The sequence below is a fragment of the Enterococcus sp. RTP21361st1_A6_RTP21361_211029 genome, assembly GCF_040910045.1.
In the GTDB taxonomy this organism is placed as follows: Bacteria; Bacillota; Bacilli; order Lactobacillales; family Enterococcaceae; genus Enterococcus_D; species Enterococcus_D gallinarum.
Genome location: NZ_JBDGBK010000004.1, coordinates 1 through 18,962 on the forward strand (window position 1 = coordinate 1; position 18,962 = coordinate 18,962).

An 18,962-nucleotide genomic window follows, 5' to 3' on the forward strand; every position below is an offset into this window, starting at 1 on the left:
TATGTTTTTTAATACCTAAAATAAAAATGGGGCTGAAGAATCAATTCTGATTCATCAGTCCCATAAATTATAGAGCCGTTTTTTTTGTGTCATGGAACCTTGATATAACCGGCGTGAACCAATAGTTGAATGATAATGACTAGTGTATTCATTCCCACGTGGGTAATCATCGATGTCCAGATACGTCCTGTCAACGCATAAAGTCCAGAGAAAAAGAGTCCCAATAGAATATACACCAACAAGTGATTGTCACTGTGTGCAAAGGCAAAGGCGACAGCACTGACAATGACACCTATCCAAATATTCGAATAGTTTGCAATGATTCCCACAAGGGCACGGCGAAATACAAATTCTTCCATGATAGGTCCGCCAATCATAGCGGCAAGGGCAAAAATCGGGTTTTGCAGAATAATAGTGATAATATTCTCAGTATTCTGCGATGCAGCCACTTCGCCAAAGAGCGACTCAATAAAGACAGCGAAGTTTTGCAAAAGAATGGCGGCGATGATTCCTGTTAGGCCATAAACAATAATAGCCGATACTTTTGGCTGCTTGCGTTCAAACGACAGCGGTTCATTTTGTTTAAAATAAAGAAAAATCATCAAGATTGCGCCGGCGATATACGAACCGGTTGTGGCAGGGATCGTAGCACCACTAGATATAAAAGCGACAGGAATAAAAAATGCGACCCCATAAATCAAAATCGTCGATAATGCGTACTTTTTTAGAGACATAAGTGAAATCATCACACTCCTTTTTTTCTATTATAGACTAGTGACTCATTAGAAACAAAATTTTTCCTTAGGTTTTTACGGTATGGAGCAATAAAAAGAAAAAGCTAAAATAAATTTAATCAAAAGGCTTGCAAAAAAAACAGAAAATGAGTAATATTAATTTTGTGAGTTAGCACTCTATGTATGAGAGTGCTAACGGAAATTCTATCAAATACAATTGGAGGGATTTATCGTGTTAAGACCATTAGGTGATCGCGTGATTATCGAAGTCGCAAAAGAAGAAGAAAAAACTGTGGGAGGTATCGTGCTTGCTTCAGCAGCTAAAGAAAAACCTCAAACAGGAACCGTCATTGCAGTCGGTGAAGGACGCACGCTAGAAAACGGTGAAAAAGCTCCTGTTGCTGTCAACGTGGGCGAACAAGTCATGTTCGAAAAATACGCTGGCACAGAAGTGAAATTTGAAGGTAACGAATATTTGATCGTTGCTGCAAAAGACATTATTGCAGTAGTTGAATAAAAAATAATTTAGTTGAGGTGAATGTAATCATGGCAAAAGAAATCAAATTTGCAGAAGATGCACGTGCAGCAATGTTGCGTGGGGTAGATAAATTAGCAGATACAGTAAAAGTAACCTTAGGCCCTAAAGGTCGTAACGTCGTTTTAGAAAAATCTTATGGTTCACCATTGATCACAAATGATGGCGTAACGATTGCAAAAGAAATCGAACTAGATGATCATTTCGAAAATATGGGGGCAAAACTTGTTTCTGAAGTTGCTTCTAAAACAAATGACATTGCTGGTGACGGAACAACGACAGCAACATTGTTAACACAAGCGATCGTTCGCGAAGGACTAAAGAACGTGACAGCTGGTGCGAATCCATTAGGTATTCGCCGTGGGATCGAAATGGCAACTAAAGTTGCTGTTGAAGAACTACACAACATTTCTTCCATCGTTGACTCAAAAGAAGCCATTGCACAAGTTGGTGCTGTGTCTTCTGGTAGCGAACAAGTCGGAAAATACATTGCAGACGCGATGGAAAAAGTCGGCAATGACGGCGTAATTACCATCGAAGAATCCAAAGGGATCGAAACAGAATTAGATGTAGTGGAAGGCATGCAGTTTGATCGCGGTTACCTTTCACAATACATGGTCACTGACAATGATAAAATGGAAGCTGCTTTAGAAAATCCATACATCTTGATCACAGACAAAAAAATCTCTAACATCCAAGACATCTTGCCATTGTTAGAACAAATCTTACAACAATCAAAACCATTGTTGATCATCGCTGATGATGTCGACGGTGAAGCATTACCAACACTTGTATTGAACAAAATCCGCGGTACATTCAATGTCGTGGCAGTCAAAGCACCAGGCTTTGGTGACCGTCGTAAAGCCATGTTGGAAGACATTGCGATCTTGACTGGCGGTACTGTTATCACTGAAGACTTAGGTTTAGAATTGAAAGATGCAACGATCGACAACCTAGGACAAGCAAGTAAAGTTGTTGTGGACAAAGACAACACAACAATCGTTGAAGGTGCTGGCGACAAATCAGCAATCGATGCTCGTGTGCAATTGATCAAAAATCAAATTGCTGATACAACATCTGATTTTGACCGCGAAAAATTACAAGAACGCCTAGCGAAATTAGCAGGCGGTGTGGCAGTCATCAAAGTGGGTGCGCCAACTGAAACAGAATTAAAAGAATTGAAACTACGCATCGAAGACGCATTGAACGCTACGCGTGCAGCAGTTGAAGAAGGAATGGTATCTGGTGGGGGAACTGCCCTTGTCAATGTCATCAACAAAGTAGCAGCCATCGAAGCAGACGGCGATGCAGCAACCGGTGTGAAAATCGTCTTGCGTGCGTTAGAAGAACCAGTACGTCAAATCGCTGAAAATGCTGGCTACGAAGGATCCGTGATCATCGACAAATTGAAACACGCAGATCTTGGCGTTGGTTTCAATGCAGCAACTGGCGAATGGGTAAACATGCTTGAAGCAGGAATCGTTGACCCAACGAAAGTAACACGCTCTGCGTTGCAAAATGCCGCTTCTGTAGCCGCATTATTGTTAACAACTGAAGCAGTCGTTGCTGACAAACCAGAACCTGCTGCACCAGCAGCTCCAGCAATGGATCCATCCATGGGCATGGGCGGCATGATGTAGTTATACTAAAAGAACCCCTTAGCGAAGGGGTTCTTTTCTTTATGCTTCTATTTCTATGATAGAAAGGAGCAAATACCAATGGTCCATTGCTTGCTCATTGGTATATTGAATTCCTTATCATTTTGGCATTCACCGCTAACATAGCTCAAAAGAGATACTCCATATTTTTACACCAAATAGGAATTAACTTCATGTTGAATGATTCAGTGAAGAAGTTTATGATCAATCTATCAAATCTATTTCATTTTCATTCTCTTTTTGAGACACCCACTCTTCCTACAAGAGTGGGTATTTTTGCTTAAAAAGTAGTCCTTTTACTCAAAATGAACGTGCGCCTTACTAGCTTGATTTTTATTCTAACTAGCAAGGAGCAGTTTCATGTAGCACTTTTTTATCAAGACAGCGGATAGCGCTGCATATTTTCTGTCTGTCCTAAAATGTAATCTACTGACACATCATAAAAGGCAGCAAGATGCAAAATCGTCATAACGTCTGGTAGACGATCACCAGCTTCGTAATCCAAATAGTCTCCCAACGATACATCGATTTGCTGCGATACCTCTTTTTGCGTCAATGCTTGCCCTTCTCGCAAAAATTTGAATCGGCAACGCAATGTATCCAATAAAAAAGCTTCTTCTAATGTCAATTTGCGTTCCTCCTCGAATGGAAAAATGATTGATGACTTCTTTCTCCATTTCTATTGTAACAACATTCTAGAAATAAGCGAAATGATTCACAACATCAGAAATAAACAAGGAGAAAAAAAGAAAACAAAGTGCTTGCTCTGGTACGCGTTTCATAGATTATTCTATTCATGAAAGGGGCGTATGAAGATGCACACTTATATGGAAGTAAAGGGAAACAATGGAATACAACGCTGCTATGTTGCACTTGAATTTGATGGGATGAACTTGATTCTCACGAAGCCCAAGGGATTTTTTAGAGAAAAGGTCGCACAAATACCGCTTGCAGAAATTGGGCACCTGGTACAGGATGAATATTTTGGTGCGCAACGAATCAGTTTCATTCATCAGAATGATTATTACCAATTCTATGAATGTGGGGCAAGTGTGATAGACTATATGAAAGAACAATTATTTGTCTAAGGAGAAGCGCATGGCGAACATTCGGGATATTGCTAAGCTGACCGGTTATTCGGTCTCAACGATTTCACGAGTCATCAATAATAATCCTTATGTGGATGAGCAGAAGCGTCAGGAGATTTTGCGGGTAATGGAACAAGTCAACTATATCCCGAATCATACGGCACGTGTGCTAAGCTCGGGAAAAACGAAGAACATCGGAGTGATTCTCCCATTTGTCAATCATCCGTATTTTGATATCCTTCTAAGCGGGATTACTGCAAGTGCTTTTTCCCGTGGGTATAAGGTGACTTTGTTGCCTACCCGCTATGAACCAGAAATGGAAGAAAAGTACCTGCAAGAATTTGCGGCAAAAGGGTTTGATGCTCTGATTATCACATCAAGAGCAAATCCCCTCGAAAAACTATTGCCCTATCGTGCTTATGGCCGCATCGTTTTTTGTGAAAAGATCGACTCTGTCCAAGATGGATGCACCTATATCGATCGTGAACAATCCATTCGGGAAGTGTTTGCTTATTTGAAAGAAAATGGTATCGAGCGTATTGGAATTACACTTGGAAGAAGTCGTAAGCTGAGCAGCAATTCGAAGATCACAGTTTGTTTGTGTCAGGAATATTTCCCAGCTTTTACCGAAGAATTGATTTTTTGGGATTGTTTGACGGAAGAAGATGGGCGAGAGGCAGCCGCTTTCTTTGCTGATAAAAATGTCCAAGCGATTTTTACCAATGGGGATCAGGTAGCTGCTGGTATCAAATTGGCTTCTTCCTCCGAACGACTACTTATTGGCAGAGACAATTTATTTATTAGTGAAGTTCTTCAATTGTCAACCATCGACTATCATTTGCATGAATGTGGAGAAATGGCGTTGAAGTTAGCAATCCAAGAAGAACAAGGGTCCATCCGGATTCCTTATACGTTTATCAAACGAAGAGGACTTGAGCACACATAATGCGGCTCAAGTCCTTTTTATGGGTCATTAATCTGCGTAATGAGCGATGACTGCCTGTAAACAGCTGGCTGCGCCTTGGCCTGCTTTTTGATCGTAATAGTCAGTAAAACGTGCATCATGAATGTACATTTCACCTAAACTGCGATGATAATCGGCAGAATAAAATGGCGCTGCAAGCTGCAGCCATTTTTTGTGCAACTGGAAGGCTGTTTTTGCCAAAGAAGAAGTCACGTCAAATGGCTCTTGTACCACTTGTTTCAATGTTTGAATTAGTTCGTTTTCGGTTTGTTCCAATTCTTGGTAGGTTTCAAATGACATGTTCTGCCATTTTTGATTGCTTTGTTCAACGACTTCTTCCCCATAAGCGGCACGGATCTCTTCGCCATAGGTTTCTTCATTGGCTGCGAGTTTTTGTTGTTTAAAATAAGTGAATTTTTCTTTATCTGACATAGTCTGTTCTCCTTCATAATAATTGATTGTTTGGGCTAATGTTGTCAATAAGCGATCAAGCGCTGCTCGTTCCTGAGACAATCGGTTGTAATGAGCAACCAACAGTGTTTGAACATCTTGTTCGGGATCATCTAGCAAATGACGGATTTCTTCTAGAGGGAGGCCAAAGGATTTAAAGTACAAAATCTGTTGCAGACGATCCACTTGCTGTCCCCCATAAATACGATAGCCGGCTGAATTGATCCTTTGTGGTTTTAATAATCCGATTTGATCATAGTAGCGCAATGTACGGCTGCTGACGCCAGAAATTTTAGCCAGTGCTGTTATACTATATTCCAAATTTCTCCCTCCTTATGCTCTCATCATAAAGGTTTACGTAACGTCAATGTCAACAAAAAATTTTTTGCTTCGTCAAATTATGTTATAATTATAGCAAAGAAAGGAAGATTCGATGCAAATAGTTTTTTCCGATATAGACGGGACATTTCAGGAAATGGGTCAGCCTGTCCCTGAAATCAATAAAACAGCGATCAACTATCTGAAAGCACAAGGCGATCATTTTGTTTTTGTGACTGGTCGAGGGTATGATCTGGTAGAAGCACTGATGATAGAAGAAGGAATCTCCTGTGATGTCATCTTTGGCAATGGCGCCGGCTTGAAGTTGGAAGGTCAGGCGCCTGTTTTAGCCAATTGTTTGACGCTAGCTACCTTAGAAGCGGTGACAGCTATTTTAGAGAAAGAAAATGTTTTTTATTTTCTGCACACCGATCAAGGAGTGATCTGCAAAGATCCTGCGGATTATCAAGAACAATTGACCGCATTGACCAATAAATTAGTTACAGATCTCGGTGAGAGAGGGGCGATGATTGCTGAATACAAGCAAGCCTATTTTGTGCATGACTGCATTCATGCACCGGATCTTTTAGCCTACATTCAGGAACGGCCGACGATCAATGTCCTAAAGATCGAACTGATGGAAGCATCGGATGAAAAGATCGAACAGTTGCGTCTATTGCTGCAGACTGAACCAGTCAGTGCGTTTCAGTCATTTGTTCAGACATTGGAAGTCGTTGATCCCTTAGCAACAAAAGGAGCCGCGATCACGAATTTTATGCAGGCTTTCCCTCATGCAAAGAGTTTTGGGATCGGGGATGGTGAGAATGACTTAGCCATGTTTGAAGTGGTAGATGTCTCTGTTGCAGTAGCCAATGCGAGTGAATCGATCCGTAACGTTTGCGATCGTATGATTCCTAGTGCAGCTGACGGCGGAGTCGGCCAATTTATCATGGATGAACTAATACGAGAGGATGTTGTATATGAAATTGATTGAAACACCAGTCAACCAAAATTTGAATTTGGAGACATTTTATCCGGTCATCTCAAAATTTATTTTTGATAAAGTCGCGATTAAATACTACAAACTTTATTCTCTTGATCGAACCCAGATCATGTATGTGGATACTTTTGACAAGATCACATTGGTTTTGATCAACAATAAAAAGAAGATCAGCCGCGGAGAAGTGGATACAGCGATTCATCGCTTACTAAAAGTTGACCGCAAGGATGTCACTGTAGATGTCAATATCCGTAAAAAGATGGAAGCAGCGGGAGTCAAGTTTGCGAAACCTCGCAAAGATATCATCCTAGTTCAATTAGCAGTTGATTAACCATTAGCAGCCTGTGTTATAAGTTGAAGCAAGACCCAATGATTCGAGTGAAACTGGTGGAATACCCCATCGTATCATGAAGTTTTTCGGTCTTTTTCTAACTTATGGCACAGACTTTTTTTGAGGAAAAAAACAAGAAATACTTTCTTTTTTTATTTTTTTGCTATAATAGGGAGAAGTAAGTATGAGGGAGCAAAACGATGCAAAAATTATTTAAAGATGATAGTTTCACTTTGCATACTGATCTCTATCAGATCAACATGATGCAAACCTATTGGGAATTAGGACGTGCGGATTTGAATGCAGTCTTCGAGTGCTATTTCCGTGACATGCCCTTTGAGAATGGCTATGCTATCTTTGCAGGGTTAGAACGCTTAGTCGATTATTTGAACAATTTGACCTTTTCAGATTCAGATATCGATTATTTAAGAGAAATCGGCGGATATCCGGAGGCCTTCTTGGATTATCTGAAAGAATTCAAATTTGCCTGCACGGTTCGTTCAGCTTTAGAAGGCGATCTCGTCTTCAACAATGAGCCGATCATTCAAGTTGAAGGACCTTTGGCACAAGCTCAATTGATCGAAACAGCCTTATTGAACATGGTTAATTTCCAAACATTGATTGCAACAAAAGCTGCTCGGATCAAGTCTGTGATCGGAGATGATCCCTTATTAGAATTTGGGTCTCGTCGTGCGCAAGAACTGGACGCAGCGATTTGGGGAACTCGTGCGGCTTATATCGGAGGTGCGGGTGCCACAAGTAATGTTCGAGCAGGCAAGATCTTTGGCATCCCTGCAAGCGGGACGCATGCTCATTCTCTTGTGCAATCCTATGGCAATGATTATGATGCCTTTATGGCGTATGCCAAGACGCACAAAGACTGTGTCTTTTTAGTCGATACGTATGATACATTGCGCTTAGGTGTACCAAATGCGATTCGTGTCGCAAAAGAACTAGGGGACCAAATCAACTTTTTAGGAGTACGGATCGATAGTGGAGACATGGCTTATATCTCCAAAAAAGTCCGAGAACAACTAGATGAAGCTGGCTTTACAGAAGCTAAGATCTACGCATCAAATGATTTGGATGAAAGCACGATTCTAAGTCTAAAAATGCAAAAAGCCAAAATCGATGTTTGGGGTGTCGGTACAAAGTTGATCACCGCCTATGATCAACCGGCATTGGGAGCCGTTTATAAACTGGTTTCGATCGAAAACGAACAAGGCGAAATGATCGATACGATCAAATTATCCGGTAATGCTGAAAAAGTTTCTACACCAGGCAAGAAACAAGTCTGGCGTATCACACGTAAAAAAGACGGCAAGTCTGAAGGGGATTATGTGACTCTTTGGGACGAAAACCCCCAGGAAGAAAAAGAGTTGTTCATGTTCCATCCGGTTCACACCTTTATCAATAAAACAGTGACAGATTTTGATGCTCGGCCTTTGCTGCAAGACATTTTTGTAGAAGGACAGCAAGTCTATCAATTGCCGGATCTTGAACACATCAAAGCCTATGCTACAAATTGTTTGGATTCATTATGGGATGAGTACAAACGAGATTTGAATCCGCAAAAATACCCAGTCGATCTCTCTCAAGAGTGCTGGAATCACAAGATGCGGACCATTGAAAAAGTGCGTACGCAAACCAAAACAGAAATTATTTAATTGGTCCTAGAAAGCTAGGACCAATCTTCAAAAAAAATAGGAGGCGTTTCTATGACATTGCAACAAGAAATCATTCGCGAGTTAGGCGTAGTTCCAACAATTGATGCGAAAGCAGAGATTCGTAATAGCATTGAATTTTTAAAAGCATATCTTCAAAAAAATCCCTTTTTGAAAACTCTTGTTTTAGGGATCAGCGGTGGACAAGATTCAACACTGGCTGGTCGATTGGCTCAGTTGACAATGGAAGAAATGCGCAGTGAGACGAATGATCCCAATTATCAGTTCATTGCGATCCGCTTACCTTATGGAGAACAGGCTGACGAAGAAGATGCCAAAAAAGCCATCGAATTTATCAAACCGGACATTACATTACGAGTGAATATCAAAGCAGCCGTCGATGCGCAAGTGGCAGCCGTCGAAGAAGCTGGCTTACCTGTTTCTGATTTTAATAAAGGCAACATCAAGGCACGTCAGCGGATGATTACTCAATATGCCGTTGCAGGCGAAAAAGCTGGCGCTGTTTTAGGAACAGATCACGCGGCCGAAAACATCACCGGTTTCTTTACAAAATTTGGTGATGGCGGAGCTGACCTCTTGCCGCTATTTCGTTTGAATAAACGTCAAGGACGTCAATTGTTGCAAGAATTAGGAGCGCCGGAAGCACTGTACAAAAAGGTTCCTACTGCTGATTTGGAAGATGGCAAACCAATGATCGCTGACGAAGTAGCACTTGGTGTGACTTATGATGAGATCGATGATTACTTGGAAGGAAAGACCGTTTCACCAAATGCGCAACAAACGATTGAAAATTGGTGGCACAAAACACAGCATAAACGGCATCTGCCAATATCAATCTTTGACGACTTCTGGAAATAAATCTTTTTTACTCTGTGATAGTTTTTGGTCCATCGCATCTAGGAGAAAATAAATATCCGAACGATTTATGAATGAATTTTTTCCGAGAGGCCTCGCTGTATCGCTCAACGAGGTCTTCTGGATTTCATAGATTGTTCGGGATTTTTTGTTTTTTTATCTTAATCATAACTCTCTTCAAGGAAGAATGGCAAGAATAAAAAAACAAAACAAGCAAACGGCTCTTTACATTCTAAATCGCAAAGCATAAAATACAGGTTATGGTTAGAAAAGGAGGAATGTCCTTCGTGAAAAGAAAGATTCATCCCAAGTTGCAGATGGGGCTAAAACTAATCGGTAGTTTTATTTTGATTCTCTTTAGCAACCTTTATCTACAATGGTGTCAAAACAACCTTTCTGTTGAGCTAGCATTAAAATTTGCTTTTTCTTGGCACACAGAAAAGTTTTTCTTAGCTTGTCTGGTGCTGCTGCTTTTCTATGGGTTATTGACAAGTCTGGCTGGCTCGCTAGGAGTCGGGGCGCTGTTTTATAGCATTGTGATCGGGATCTTGGGTTATGCAAATTACCTCAAGATGGCTTATCGGCAAGAACCAATCTATCCAGATGATTTGAAAATGATCACTCAGTTTGATTTGCTGCATACGATGATCGGAACAGGCCCCTTCGTCTTGGCGATGCTATGTGTGATACTCGCAGTGGGGGCAATTATCTGGAGTATTTATCGCAGCCGTAAATTGTCAAAAAAGAAACAGATCCTCAGAGGGCTGACAATGCTCGTTTGTACAGTTGGTTTAGTTTATGTTTCGCATTTTAATGACAGCAATAATTTGCTTAGAAAAGCGTATAACCGGACCGCATTATGGATCCCTTATTCACAAAAAATGAATTACTACAATACCGGTTTTATTGGTGGGTTTCTATTCAATCTGCGGGTCGATGCAATGGAACAACCAGCGGGTTATTCTGAAGCTGCGATAAAAGAAATTGCCAAAAAATATACCGCGGAAGCTGCCGAAACAAACAAAACGCGTGACCAAGAAGCGCCAAATATCGTTTATGTCATGAGTGAAAGTTTTTCTGATCCAAGTCATCTAAAAGGACTGACGATCACGGGAGATCCGTTAAAGGATTATTATGCGGTAGCCGATCAAACGATCAGTGGGAAAATGTTGTCGCAAAATTATGGCGGTGGGACTGCAAACATTGAATTTGAAGCATTGACCAGTTTTTCAATGGGGCTGTTGAATCCGCAAATGACCACGCCCTACACGATGTTAGTGCCTAAATTGACACAATTGCCTTCAGTGGTCTCATTCTTGCAAAAACAAGGATATGATGCGACTGCGATCCACCCCTATGATACATCGATGTACAAACGTAAAGATGTCTATGATGTGATGGGTTTCCAAACCTTTTTGGATCAAGACACGATGACTTACACGGACAAGATCGAGAACAATCCTTATATCTCGGATGCTTCTGCTTATAAAGAAGTTCTGTCTCTTTTGTCAGATGAGAAAAAGCCGCAATTCGTTCACTTGGTGACGATGCAGACCCATATGCCTTATGAAGGAAAGTATCAGACATTAAATTATCAAGCCGCAGGCGATGGAAATAGGACTGCTCTTGAAAATTATCTGCAAGATGTTTCTTACAGTAGTACCGCACTAAAAGACTTTATTGAACAATTGAAGCAGCTGAATCGAAGAACAGTAGTCGTTTTCTGGGGGGATCACCTGCCAGGCATCTACTCGGATGCGATTAAAGATCAAAATGATACTGATGCGCTGCATGAAACGGAATTCTTGATGGTAGATTCTGATGGAACCCTTTCAACTGACACTGTTCCGGTAACGAGTCCCTTTTACTTTGCACCTAACGTGTTGAATGAAAGTCAGCAACCAATCAATGGATTTTATGCGTTGCTGCTAGCACTGCAAGAAAAATTGCCGGCTTTTGAACACGGGCAATATTACCAAGGCGAACAGTGGCGGAGTGAGCTAAGTTTAGATGCGAAATCACGGCAGCTCTATGAAGACTATCAGATGATTCAATATGACATTTTACAAGGAAAACAATATAGTTTACAGACAGATTTATTTGGCTAAGAAAAATTGTCTAACATAAAAAGGCTGTGACAAAAGAAGGATCAAGGAAGAAACACGTTGCTCTTATTCAGAGTAGGCTGGTTTCTTCGCTAAAAGTCTTTCTTTTGTCATAGCCTTTATTTATTGAGCAATCCTAGCGATGTGTTTTAAGCAGCATGTCTCTGCTAAGGATCACAGATTTCTTGTAGGTCATTATAGATCTTGCCAAGTCCGTTGCTGATTGAAGTAAGCTGCTTCATTTTCAGCCTGTTCAACGATTGATTTTGGATAACCAAGCACCCGCAGTAGGGCAATTGCATTACGGCTTGTTGAAGGACCTTGTTTGACCTTATAGTCAAAAGAGATACCGTCATCGGCTGTGACTTGTTCAGAAAAATGGATATTGCTGCAGTCATTTTTCAATATTTCAGTCAGTTCAATATCATGAGTCGCAATAAAAGCCAAACTTGGATAACGGCTCAACCAATGAATGATACTAGCAGAAGCAGCGATCCGCTCAATCGTATTGGTTCCCTTCAGTATCTCATCGACAAAGCAATAGCAGCGTTCTTTTTGCTGAACTTGTTTCAACAATCGTTTGATCGACTTGATTTCTGCAACAAAATAGCTATCGCCCTCAAACAAATCGTCTTCGACCGCCATTGAGGTCAACACATGACCAGGTTCCATCGTAAAGGATTCAGCAACAGCTGTTTGGATAGTTTGCGCCAATAGACAATTGATAGCGATGCTTTTGACATAGGTCGATTTGCCAGAAGCGTTTGACCCGGTTACCAGTGTATTGGTTTGCCAGTCGACATCATTCATGACAGCTTCAGTCAGAAGGGGATGATAGGTCCCTTTTGCGCTGACCGTTCCTTTTTTGAATTCAGGGATACAAGTGATCGGCATATAGGTACGGAAATTAAGGATCGCGCAAGCAATTTCCAACTTGCCTAACAATTCCCATAATGCGATCGCTTGTTGATTGTATCGAGCCAATAAGGTAACGACGTAATGGTACGAGATAAAAGGCAGCATAAAGATGATATTGATGTATTCAAAAAGCATATCGCCTTCACTGCCATTTTTTGAACGAAAAGAAACGCCGAATCGGGGGATTTTTTTCAGAGGCAGCAGTTCTTTTTTGATTTGCTCTTGTAATGGTGTGGCAAGTTTGGCAATCTTGTTGCCGCAGGCCACTGTCTGAACTAGATAGCGCATACTGTTGAGTTCTGTTTCTAGTGTGGCTTTTTTGATCGAATAGTAAACCGTATTAAAGAGGACGCTTATCAAAATCACTGCAATTCCTGGCAAAAAGCCAAAAGCTATCAAAATCAGCCCAACAATCGGCAAACAGCCCAATAAAATAAAGACAGGCAAGTTGCCAATACTTTCTTTCTTCCCTGATGCCAGATAGTTTTTGGAAAAGTTATTATCCAGTTTCCCAAGTTGGGCAAAGGTATATTGGGTATCTTCGCGAATTTTTGGATTGGCTGCGAAAAAATCAATTAACGCGGTCAGCTGTCGATCCGGCTTAAATTGAAAGTTGCGCAACTGCTGATAGAGAGCTTCAGAACCTACACTGGAGTAAGTACTGTTGATCATTTCAAAAACCTCGAATAAGTCTAAGTCATACCAAGTAATGTCATCGATCTCACTATCATGGGGATAAAAATCTTTCTCTACCATCCAGGCCTTTTTGAGGCTTTCTTCTTTGTCAAAGCGAGGCTGACGGGGGAATTTTCCCCATTCTTGTTTGACGCGACGTCTTAATTTTATTCGGTTCCAAGTATCTAAGCCAATAATAAGTGCACTAACGAACAAGATAATCAAGATAACCATATATTTTGCGTCCATGTTTTTCTCCGTTTCTAGGAGCAAAAGCAGGATCTAGCTCCTGATCCTTCCAAGTTAATTGATTTTACGCAAGACATCGTAAATGCGTGCGATGTCCTGCGTTGTTCCTCGCAGTTCAAAATCAGCTAGAAATGGAATCTGGAACTGTTCAGCATATTGTTTGGCAGTCAGGCAGTATTGATAATTGAAATTTTTGTTGCCGCTGCCGATCACACCGCGACAATAGCGGGCATTATCCGCATAATCAATATACTCCCGCATGGTTTCTGTCAAAATTTCCTGATCCCCATTATCTACGCCGTTGCCGCCTTCAAGATAGGTCGGCACAAACACGACAAAAGGTTCGCTTTCTTCTTCGAAAATGGAATTGTCATCAATTTCTTTGACGGACCATTCTAGAGGATGCGCTGTTGGTTGCTGGGCGGCATAGTCCATTAGTCGTTTGACAAATGCCCGGGTATTTCCTGAGATTGAAATATAAAGTAGTTTCATGTCATCACCTTCCGTATCCAGTATAACAGAATCAAAATAAAATAGAGCAGGTCTTTTGTAGCCAAAGGAAGGAAAAATAGGTAAACTAAGTAGATAGAAAAGGAGTGAGCATATGTTTTCTGAGATGCATCATGTGGCCATTATTGCCAGTGATTACCAACGAGCAAAATCATTTTATGTCGACAAATTAGGATTTAAGGTGATCCGTGAGCACCATCGTCCCGAAAAAAACGATACCAAAATTGATTTGGCTTTTGGCTCATCTGAGATTGAGTTGTTTATCGTGGATCAACCACCTAAACGAGCAAGTTATCCGGAAGCAACCGGCTTACGACACTTGGCTTTTCGAGTAACAAACATTGAGAAAGTGGTAGCAGAACTTAAAACAAAAGGAATTACGTGTGAGCCGATTCGCTTTGACAGCTTTACGAATAAAAAAATGACATTCTTCCAAGACCCAGATGGGTTGCCACTGGAACTACACGAATAGTATCGAGGATTCATTCGAAGCGCAACGACACTTTTTTACTTGGGATGACAAAAAAATGCTGTTATTCTGAAGAAAACACAAGGAGGAGAAATCGTGATTCGATTTGCACAAAAAGAAGATCGTTTTGCTATGGCGAAACTTGTTTTAGTCATTTTAAAAGATATGGAATTACCGTTTGTGGCAGAAATAGGAGAAGAAAAAACGCTCGAGATCTTGGCTGAAGCGATGTTAGAGCCTGATTATCGTTATGGTTATACCAGAGGATTGGTCAATGAAATCGATGGACAAGTGGCTGGGGTTGCTTTTGGTTACCCAGATAAAGATGAACCTACCATTGATGAACCGTTAACGAAGATTCTGGAGTCCTACGGTTTGGATAAAGAAATGAAACTGTTCGTTGATCAAGAAACGTTGCAGAACGAATGGTACTTAGATACCATTTGTGTCGATGAAAAATTCCGTGGAAAAGGGGTTGGCTCAGCTTTATTGGCTGCACTGCCAAAAATTGCCCAACGAGATGGCTATACCACAATTGGTTTAAGTGTCGATAAAGCCAATCCACACGCCAAACGTCTCTATGAACGTCACGGTTTTCAAGTGGTTGCTGAACGAAAGATCAGTGGTCATCTATATGATCATATGCAAAAAGAAACCAGTTGAGTATCTCAGCTGGTTTCGTTCGTTAATCGTAACTCCAAATGTTGCTGGGTCTTGCGTTTGCGATTGTAGAGCCAATAATCCATAATCGCAGCAATACAAATGCAAACTGCCGCATCCTCATCGTTGACCACATCGATCACATAATAATCGCCAGTCAATAGTGTTGCTTTATCCATTTCCATGATCTTCTTGTTGAAATGATGGATCGCATACCGATGATTGTAGATATCCCCATGGACAGCCCAATGGAGCTGTTGGATATAATAAAAATCCCCAGGCCAGTTGAAAATTTTTTGTAACGTACCTACTTTTTCAAAGTCCTTGTAGATCTCAAATCGTGTGCCAAAGGTAAAACTGATTTGCTTAATACTGGCGACCAGTGTGCCGTCCAAACGATAGAGGGAAAGTGCATCGCCTTTAGTTCCCCAGCGCCCGACCATCAAGAATAACGATTTGCCCTTTTCGTCTTTAACGATCGTTCGCGTGATACTGCTGAGTTGTCTGTCTTGAATAAAAAATTCCGACATATCTACGCCTCCTCTTGTATCCCGAAAAGCTGCGTCAATTATAAATTCTCATCGATTGCCCGAATAATTGCTTTGCCGACTCCTGATTCAATGTTAGTATCCGTCAGATACTTCGCATATTCTTTGACTTCGATTTCCCCGTTACCCATAGCAAAGCTGACACCAGCAAGCTGTATCATGCTGACATCATTCAAGTTGTCACCAATCGTCATGACATCCGACAGTTGAATCGCTCGCTCTTTAGCAACGTGTGCCACCGCGATCCCTTTTTGGGCATTGCGATGATTGATTTCAATATTGTTTTGTCCGGAAGAAGTAACCACTAAGTCGCCATAACCATCGATTTCTTGTGTGATCGGTCCTAAAACACGCGCGCCATCTTGATGGAAGCAAATGATTTTTAAGATTTCCAGATCTTCAATCGCAAACAGTTCATTGAAGTCTTTGACATAATTGATGGGAAGAAAAGCTAGTCGTGCAGCAGTCATGGCAATGGCCATTTTGTGGGTCAGATGGGGCATTGCTTCTGCTGTATGGATCGCAAAATTCTCGATTCGGCGCGTCTGGCTTTCTGAATAAATGCCATTGCTCGTGGAAATCTCAAAATAAATGTCTTTTTCTCTTAATAAGTCCATCAATGAACGGGTTTTTTCTTTAGAAATAGGAACGGTGAATAAAGAAGTTCCTGATTTGTCAAACACTTGTGCACCATTAAGTGTGATCATAGCACAATCAATACCGGCTTCTTGCAAAGGCGGCAGAGCTTCTTTCCGGTTGCGCCCAGTGGCCACCATGAATTCGACTCCTTGGGATTGGGCATATTTGATCGCTTGGATATTTTCTTCTGAAATCTGCATGTTGGCGTTTAGTAAAGTACCATCCATATCAGAAGCGATTAATTTTATCATTGTCAGCGTCCTTTCTTATGGTTTCTATAGAATAGTGTACCACAAATCAGCAATTATTTTTGAGAATGTCTCCTTGTTTCTTAGGCAGATCTTTTGTTATCCTTAACTAAAAGCAAAGGAGCGAGACGATGAGAAAGATTTTAGAAAATGATTGGCAAGAAGTTTTGCAAGCTTCCTTCGATCAAACCTATTACCAACAGTTACGGGAATTTTTGAAAGTAGAATATGCAACACAGAAGATCCACCCGGCAATGGACCATATTTATGAAGCACTGAAGCTGACTCCGTATCATGAAGTGAAAGTAGTGATCTTAGGACAAGATCCATATCATGGTCCGCATCAAGCCCATGGGTTATCTTTTTCAGTCCAACCCGGAGTACGGATTCCGCCTTCTTTACGCAATATCTATAAGGAATTGCAAAGTGATCTAGGCATCGCGCCAGTCTCTCACGGTTATTTGGTTCCTTGGGCGCAACAAGGAATTTTACTACTAAATACGGTGTTGACAGTTCGTGAAGGACAGGCTTATTCGCATCGAGGCAAAGGATGGGAACGATTGACAGATACTATCATCGAAAAGCTGAATCAACGGGATAAACCAGTGATCTTTGTATTATGGGGAAAACCAGCCCAGCAAAAGAAAGCGTTGATCGATACGAAAAAGCATATCATCATAGAATCTCCCCATCCAAGTCCGTTATCTGCCAGTCGTGGTTTCTTTGGATCGAAACCATTTTCAAAAATCAATCAAGCATTGATCGCATTGGATGAAACACCAATTGACTGGCAATTACCAGAAAAAATAGTACAGGTGTGAAACTGTAGTAGTGCAGAAGAGACGGACTGTGAATTGTGTAACAAAAACTATCTTTTTCGATTAGTACAGCATTTTTATCTGTTCTTTTTTTTGCAACTATTGTACAATGTAAGAGTATAAAAAAACTGGAGGTCTTTACCCGTGGAACTATTCGAAAGTTTAAAATTTAAAATCGTGCGTCGTCATATCAAAATCGTTTTCCCAGAAGCAACAGATCCTCGTATCCTTGGTGCAGCAAGCCGTCTACGTTCAGAAGAATTGGTAGAACCAGTTTTGATTGGTAACCCTGCTGAGATTGAGAAAGCAGCGGAAGCTCGAGGAATCAACATCGCTAATTTTGAGATCCTAGATCCTGAAAACTATGACCGGTGGGATGAAATGGTCGAAGCTTTTGTTGAGCGCCGAAACGGCAAAGCAACAAAAGAGCAAGCCGAAGAAATCTTAAAAGATGTTAATTATTTTGGTACGATGTTAACTTACATGGGGATCACTGAAGGAATGGTTTCAGGTGCGATCCATTCAACGGGCGATACGGTTAGACCTGCATTGCAGATCATTAAAACAAAACCAGGCGTGAGCCGCACAAGTGGTGCCTTTTTGATGGTTCGTGGTCGTGATCAAGAAAAATACCTATTTTCTGACTGTGCCATCAATGTGAACCCTTCTGCCCAAGAATTAGCAGAGATCGCTGTTGATTCAGCAAAAACAGCGGAATTATTTGATATCGATCCAAAAGTTGCCATGCTTAGCTTCTCGACAAAAGGTTCAGCTAAAGCACCAGAAGTCGATAAAGTGGTTGAAGCAACAAAAATTGCCCAAGAATTGGCGCCTGAGTACGAAATCGATGGTGAATTGCAATTCGATGCTGCTTACATTTCAGCTGTCGCTCAATTAAAAGCACCAGAATCAGAAGTAGCTGGTAAAGCAACGGTCTTTGTCTTCCCAGATTTACAATCTGGAAACATTGGCTACAAAATCGCACAACGCTTCGGTAACTTCGAAGCAATTGGACCAATCCTGCAAGGATTGAACAAACCAATCTCAGACCTTTCTCGCGGATCAAACGAAGAAGACGTCTACAAACTATCCATCATCACAGCAGCACAAACATTGATGGATAAATAAGATAACTAATCAAACAACCAAGCCGTTCCTTTTGTCAAGGAACGGCTTTTTGCTGCGAATCACAACGATTGGCTTGCATAGCAAGACAGAGCAGATGATGAGCAGTACTAGGCGACTAAAGGGAGCGTAGTAACCTTCAGCCTGAATCACTGCGATTGGCTTGCGAAGCAGAGAGCAGATGATGAGCAGCGGGGACCAAAGAAAGCGTAGTAACCTCAGTATGAATCACAACGATTGCCCTTAGAGTGGCATGGAAGTCTAGTTAGCGCAACAAGCTTAGAAACAATTGCAGGCAAAGCAAGATGAGGGGCGTCGCTTCCAAAAATACTGCCCACAGCAGGATAAAAATGGCTTTTCTTTCAAACTCCTTGCGACGG

General features: G+C 41.2%; 20 protein-coding genes. 13 read left to right on the plus strand and 7 right to left on the minus strand.

Translation table 11 applies throughout. From position 1 onward, the window contains the following. Positions 1 to 89: 89 nt before the first annotated feature. Positions 90 to 734, minus strand: a complete 645-nt coding sequence (locus AB5Z52_RS01140) for a CPBP family intramembrane glutamic endopeptidase (protein ID WP_287040863.1) — start codon at positions 732 to 734, stop codon at positions 90 to 92. A gap of 232 nt (positions 735 to 966) precedes the next feature. Here AB5Z52_RS01140 and groES point away from each other — a divergent pair, with 232 nt between their 5' ends. Further along, positions 967 to 1,251 (plus strand): co-chaperone GroES, encoded by a 285-nt coding sequence (gene groES, locus AB5Z52_RS01145; RefSeq protein WP_003127440.1) that lies wholly within the window; start codon positions 967 to 969, stop codon positions 1,249 to 1,251. Between the two features lie 29 nt (positions 1,252 to 1,280). After that, a complete protein-coding gene (gene groL / locus AB5Z52_RS01150; RefSeq protein ID WP_003127441.1) occupies positions 1,281 to 2,909 on the plus strand; it encodes a chaperonin GroEL in 1,629 nt (542 codons plus the stop codon). 394 nt (positions 2,910 to 3,303) lie between these two features. On the opposite strand, the gene AB5Z52_RS01155 is transcribed toward groL, so the two are convergent. Next, positions 3,304 to 3,555, minus strand: a complete 252-nt coding sequence (locus tag AB5Z52_RS01155; RefSeq protein ID WP_287040855.1) for a helix-turn-helix domain-containing protein — start codon at positions 3,553 to 3,555, stop codon at positions 3,304 to 3,306. A 187-nt stretch (positions 3,556 to 3,742) separates the two neighbouring features. On the opposite strand from AB5Z52_RS01155, the gene AB5Z52_RS01160 reads away from it, so the two are divergent. Together AB5Z52_RS01160 and AB5Z52_RS01165 are read left to right on the plus strand one after the other, a co-directional pair. Further along, the gene (locus AB5Z52_RS01160; RefSeq protein WP_003127443.1) at positions 3,743 to 4,015 is read left to right on the plus strand and encodes a hypothetical protein; all 273 of its coding nucleotides are present in this window, start codon (positions 3,743 to 3,745) and stop codon (positions 4,013 to 4,015) included. A gap of 10 nt (positions 4,016 to 4,025) precedes the next feature. After that, positions 4,026 to 4,961 carry a LacI family DNA-binding transcriptional regulator gene (locus tag AB5Z52_RS01165; RefSeq protein ID WP_287040853.1) on the plus strand — a complete coding sequence of 312 codons (936 nt, stop codon included), beginning with the start codon at positions 4,026 to 4,028 and terminating at the stop codon, positions 4,959 to 4,961. 27 nt (positions 4,962 to 4,988) lie between these two features. On the opposite strand, the gene AB5Z52_RS01170 is transcribed toward AB5Z52_RS01165, so the two are convergent. Next, on the minus strand, positions 4,989 to 5,750 hold the full coding sequence (locus AB5Z52_RS01170) for a MerR family transcriptional regulator (RefSeq protein ID WP_003127445.1): 762 nt from the start codon (positions 5,748 to 5,750) through the stop codon (positions 4,989 to 4,991). A 112-nt stretch (positions 5,751 to 5,862) separates the two neighbouring features. Between AB5Z52_RS01170 and AB5Z52_RS01175 the strand changes: the two genes are divergently transcribed. The 5 genes from AB5Z52_RS01175 (at position 5,863) to AB5Z52_RS01195 (ending at position 11,726) form a co-directional block, all read left to right on the plus strand. Further along, positions 5,863 to 6,741 carry an HAD-IIB family hydrolase gene (locus AB5Z52_RS01175; RefSeq protein ID WP_368243443.1) on the plus strand — a complete coding sequence of 293 codons (879 nt, stop codon included), beginning with the start codon at positions 5,863 to 5,865 and terminating at the stop codon, positions 6,739 to 6,741. Further along, a complete protein-coding gene (locus AB5Z52_RS01180; protein ID WP_005471710.1) occupies positions 6,728 to 7,078 on the plus strand; it encodes a DUF1827 family protein in 351 nt (116 codons plus the stop codon). Before AB5Z52_RS01175 ends, AB5Z52_RS01180 begins: the two co-directional genes overlap by 14 nt. 200 nt (positions 7,079 to 7,278) lie before the next feature. Further along, positions 7,279 to 8,745, plus strand: a complete 1,467-nt coding sequence (locus tag AB5Z52_RS01185; protein ID WP_003127448.1) for a nicotinate phosphoribosyltransferase — start codon at positions 7,279 to 7,281, stop codon at positions 8,743 to 8,745. Between the two features lie 51 nt (positions 8,746 to 8,796). Continuing rightward, entirely contained in the window at positions 8,797 to 9,621 is an 825-nt protein-coding gene (nadE, locus tag AB5Z52_RS01190) for an ammonia-dependent NAD(+) synthetase (RefSeq protein WP_003127449.1), read from the plus strand. A 284-nt stretch (positions 9,622 to 9,905) separates the two neighbouring features. Next, on the plus strand, positions 9,906 to 11,726 hold the full coding sequence (locus AB5Z52_RS01195; protein ID WP_287040850.1) for an LTA synthase family protein: 1,821 nt from the start codon (positions 9,906 to 9,908) through the stop codon (positions 11,724 to 11,726). 192 nt (positions 11,727 to 11,918) lie between these two features. On the opposite strand, the gene AB5Z52_RS01200 is transcribed toward AB5Z52_RS01195, so the two are convergent. Together AB5Z52_RS01200 and nrdI are read right to left on the minus strand one after the other, a co-directional pair. Then, positions 11,919 to 13,565 carry a DNA mismatch repair protein MutS gene (locus tag AB5Z52_RS01200; protein WP_124018645.1) on the minus strand — a complete coding sequence of 549 codons (1,647 nt, stop codon included), beginning with the start codon at positions 13,563 to 13,565 and terminating at the stop codon, positions 11,919 to 11,921. 54 nt (positions 13,566 to 13,619) lie between these two features. Further along, on the minus strand, positions 13,620 to 14,057 hold the full coding sequence (nrdI, locus tag AB5Z52_RS01205; RefSeq protein WP_005471716.1) for a class Ib ribonucleoside-diphosphate reductase assembly flavoprotein NrdI: 438 nt from the start codon (positions 14,055 to 14,057) through the stop codon (positions 13,620 to 13,622). A 112-nt stretch (positions 14,058 to 14,169) separates the two neighbouring features. Between nrdI and AB5Z52_RS01210 the strand changes: the two genes are divergently transcribed. Further along, positions 14,170 to 14,547 carry a VOC family protein gene (locus AB5Z52_RS01210; protein ID WP_003127453.1) on the plus strand — a complete coding sequence of 126 codons (378 nt, stop codon included), beginning with the start codon at positions 14,170 to 14,172 and terminating at the stop codon, positions 14,545 to 14,547. 93 nt (positions 14,548 to 14,640) lie between these two features. Continuing rightward, a complete protein-coding gene (locus AB5Z52_RS01215) occupies positions 14,641 to 15,207 on the plus strand; it encodes an N-acetyltransferase (protein WP_005471718.1) in 567 nt (188 codons plus the stop codon). 5 nt (positions 15,208 to 15,212) lie between these two features. On the opposite strand, the gene AB5Z52_RS01220 is transcribed toward AB5Z52_RS01215, so the two are convergent. Further along, positions 15,213 to 15,734 (minus strand): LURP-one-related/scramblase family protein, encoded by a 522-nt coding sequence (locus AB5Z52_RS01220; protein WP_287040849.1) that lies wholly within the window; start codon positions 15,732 to 15,734, stop codon positions 15,213 to 15,215. Between the two features lie 38 nt (positions 15,735 to 15,772). After that, positions 15,773 to 16,642, minus strand: coding sequence for a Cof-type HAD-IIB family hydrolase (locus AB5Z52_RS01225; protein WP_005471720.1), 870 nt, complete (start codon positions 16,640 to 16,642; stop codon positions 15,773 to 15,775). Between the two features lie 128 nt (positions 16,643 to 16,770). On the opposite strand from AB5Z52_RS01225, the gene AB5Z52_RS01230 reads away from it, so the two are divergent. Further along, positions 16,771 to 17,460 (plus strand): uracil-DNA glycosylase, encoded by a 690-nt coding sequence (locus AB5Z52_RS01230; protein WP_003127458.1) that lies wholly within the window; start codon positions 16,771 to 16,773, stop codon positions 17,458 to 17,460. Positions 17,461 to 17,601: 141 nt separating this feature from the next. Then, a complete protein-coding gene (pta, locus tag AB5Z52_RS01235; protein ID WP_003127459.1) occupies positions 17,602 to 18,585 on the plus strand; it encodes a phosphate acetyltransferase in 984 nt (327 codons plus the stop codon). Positions 18,586 to 18,962: the final 377 nt, after the last annotated feature.

Coding starts and splice junctions, on each gene's coding strand:
- nadE (WP_003127449.1), top strand. CDS start 8,797: ATGACATTGCAACAAGAAATCATTCGCGAGTTAGGCGTAGTTCCAACA.
- AB5Z52_RS01210 (WP_003127453.1), top strand. CDS start 14,170: ATGTTTTCTGAGATGCATCATGTGGCCATTATTGCCAGTGATTACCAA.
- AB5Z52_RS01230 (WP_003127458.1), top strand. CDS start 16,771: ATGAGAAAGATTTTAGAAAATGATTGGCAAGAAGTTTTGCAAGCTTCC.
- AB5Z52_RS01175 (WP_368243443.1), top strand. CDS start 5,863: ATGCAAATAGTTTTTTCCGATATAGACGGGACATTTCAGGAAATGGGT.
- AB5Z52_RS01225 (WP_005471720.1), bottom strand. CDS start 16,642: ATGATAAAATTAATCGCTTCTGATATGGATGGTACTTTACTAAACGCC.
- AB5Z52_RS01220 (WP_287040849.1), bottom strand. CDS start 15,734: ATGTCGGAATTTTTTATTCAAGACAGACAACTCAGCAGTATCACGCGA.
- AB5Z52_RS01200 (WP_124018645.1), bottom strand. CDS start 13,565: ATGGACGCAAAATATATGGTTATCTTGATTATCTTGTTCGTTAGTGCA.
- groL (WP_003127441.1), top strand. CDS start 1,281: ATGGCAAAAGAAATCAAATTTGCAGAAGATGCACGTGCAGCAATGTTG.
- AB5Z52_RS01185 (WP_003127448.1), top strand. CDS start 7,279: ATGCAAAAATTATTTAAAGATGATAGTTTCACTTTGCATACTGATCTC.
- AB5Z52_RS01180 (WP_005471710.1), top strand. CDS start 6,728: ATGAAATTGATTGAAACACCAGTCAACCAAAATTTGAATTTGGAGACA.
- AB5Z52_RS01165 (WP_287040853.1), top strand. CDS start 4,026: ATGGCGAACATTCGGGATATTGCTAAGCTGACCGGTTATTCGGTCTCA.
- nrdI (WP_005471716.1), bottom strand. CDS start 14,057: ATGAAACTACTTTATATTTCAATCTCAGGAAATACCCGGGCATTTGTC.
- AB5Z52_RS01140 (WP_287040863.1), bottom strand. CDS start 734: ATGTCTCTAAAAAAGTACGCATTATCGACGATTTTGATTTATGGGGTC.
- AB5Z52_RS01160 (WP_003127443.1), top strand. CDS start 3,743: ATGCACACTTATATGGAAGTAAAGGGAAACAATGGAATACAACGCTGC.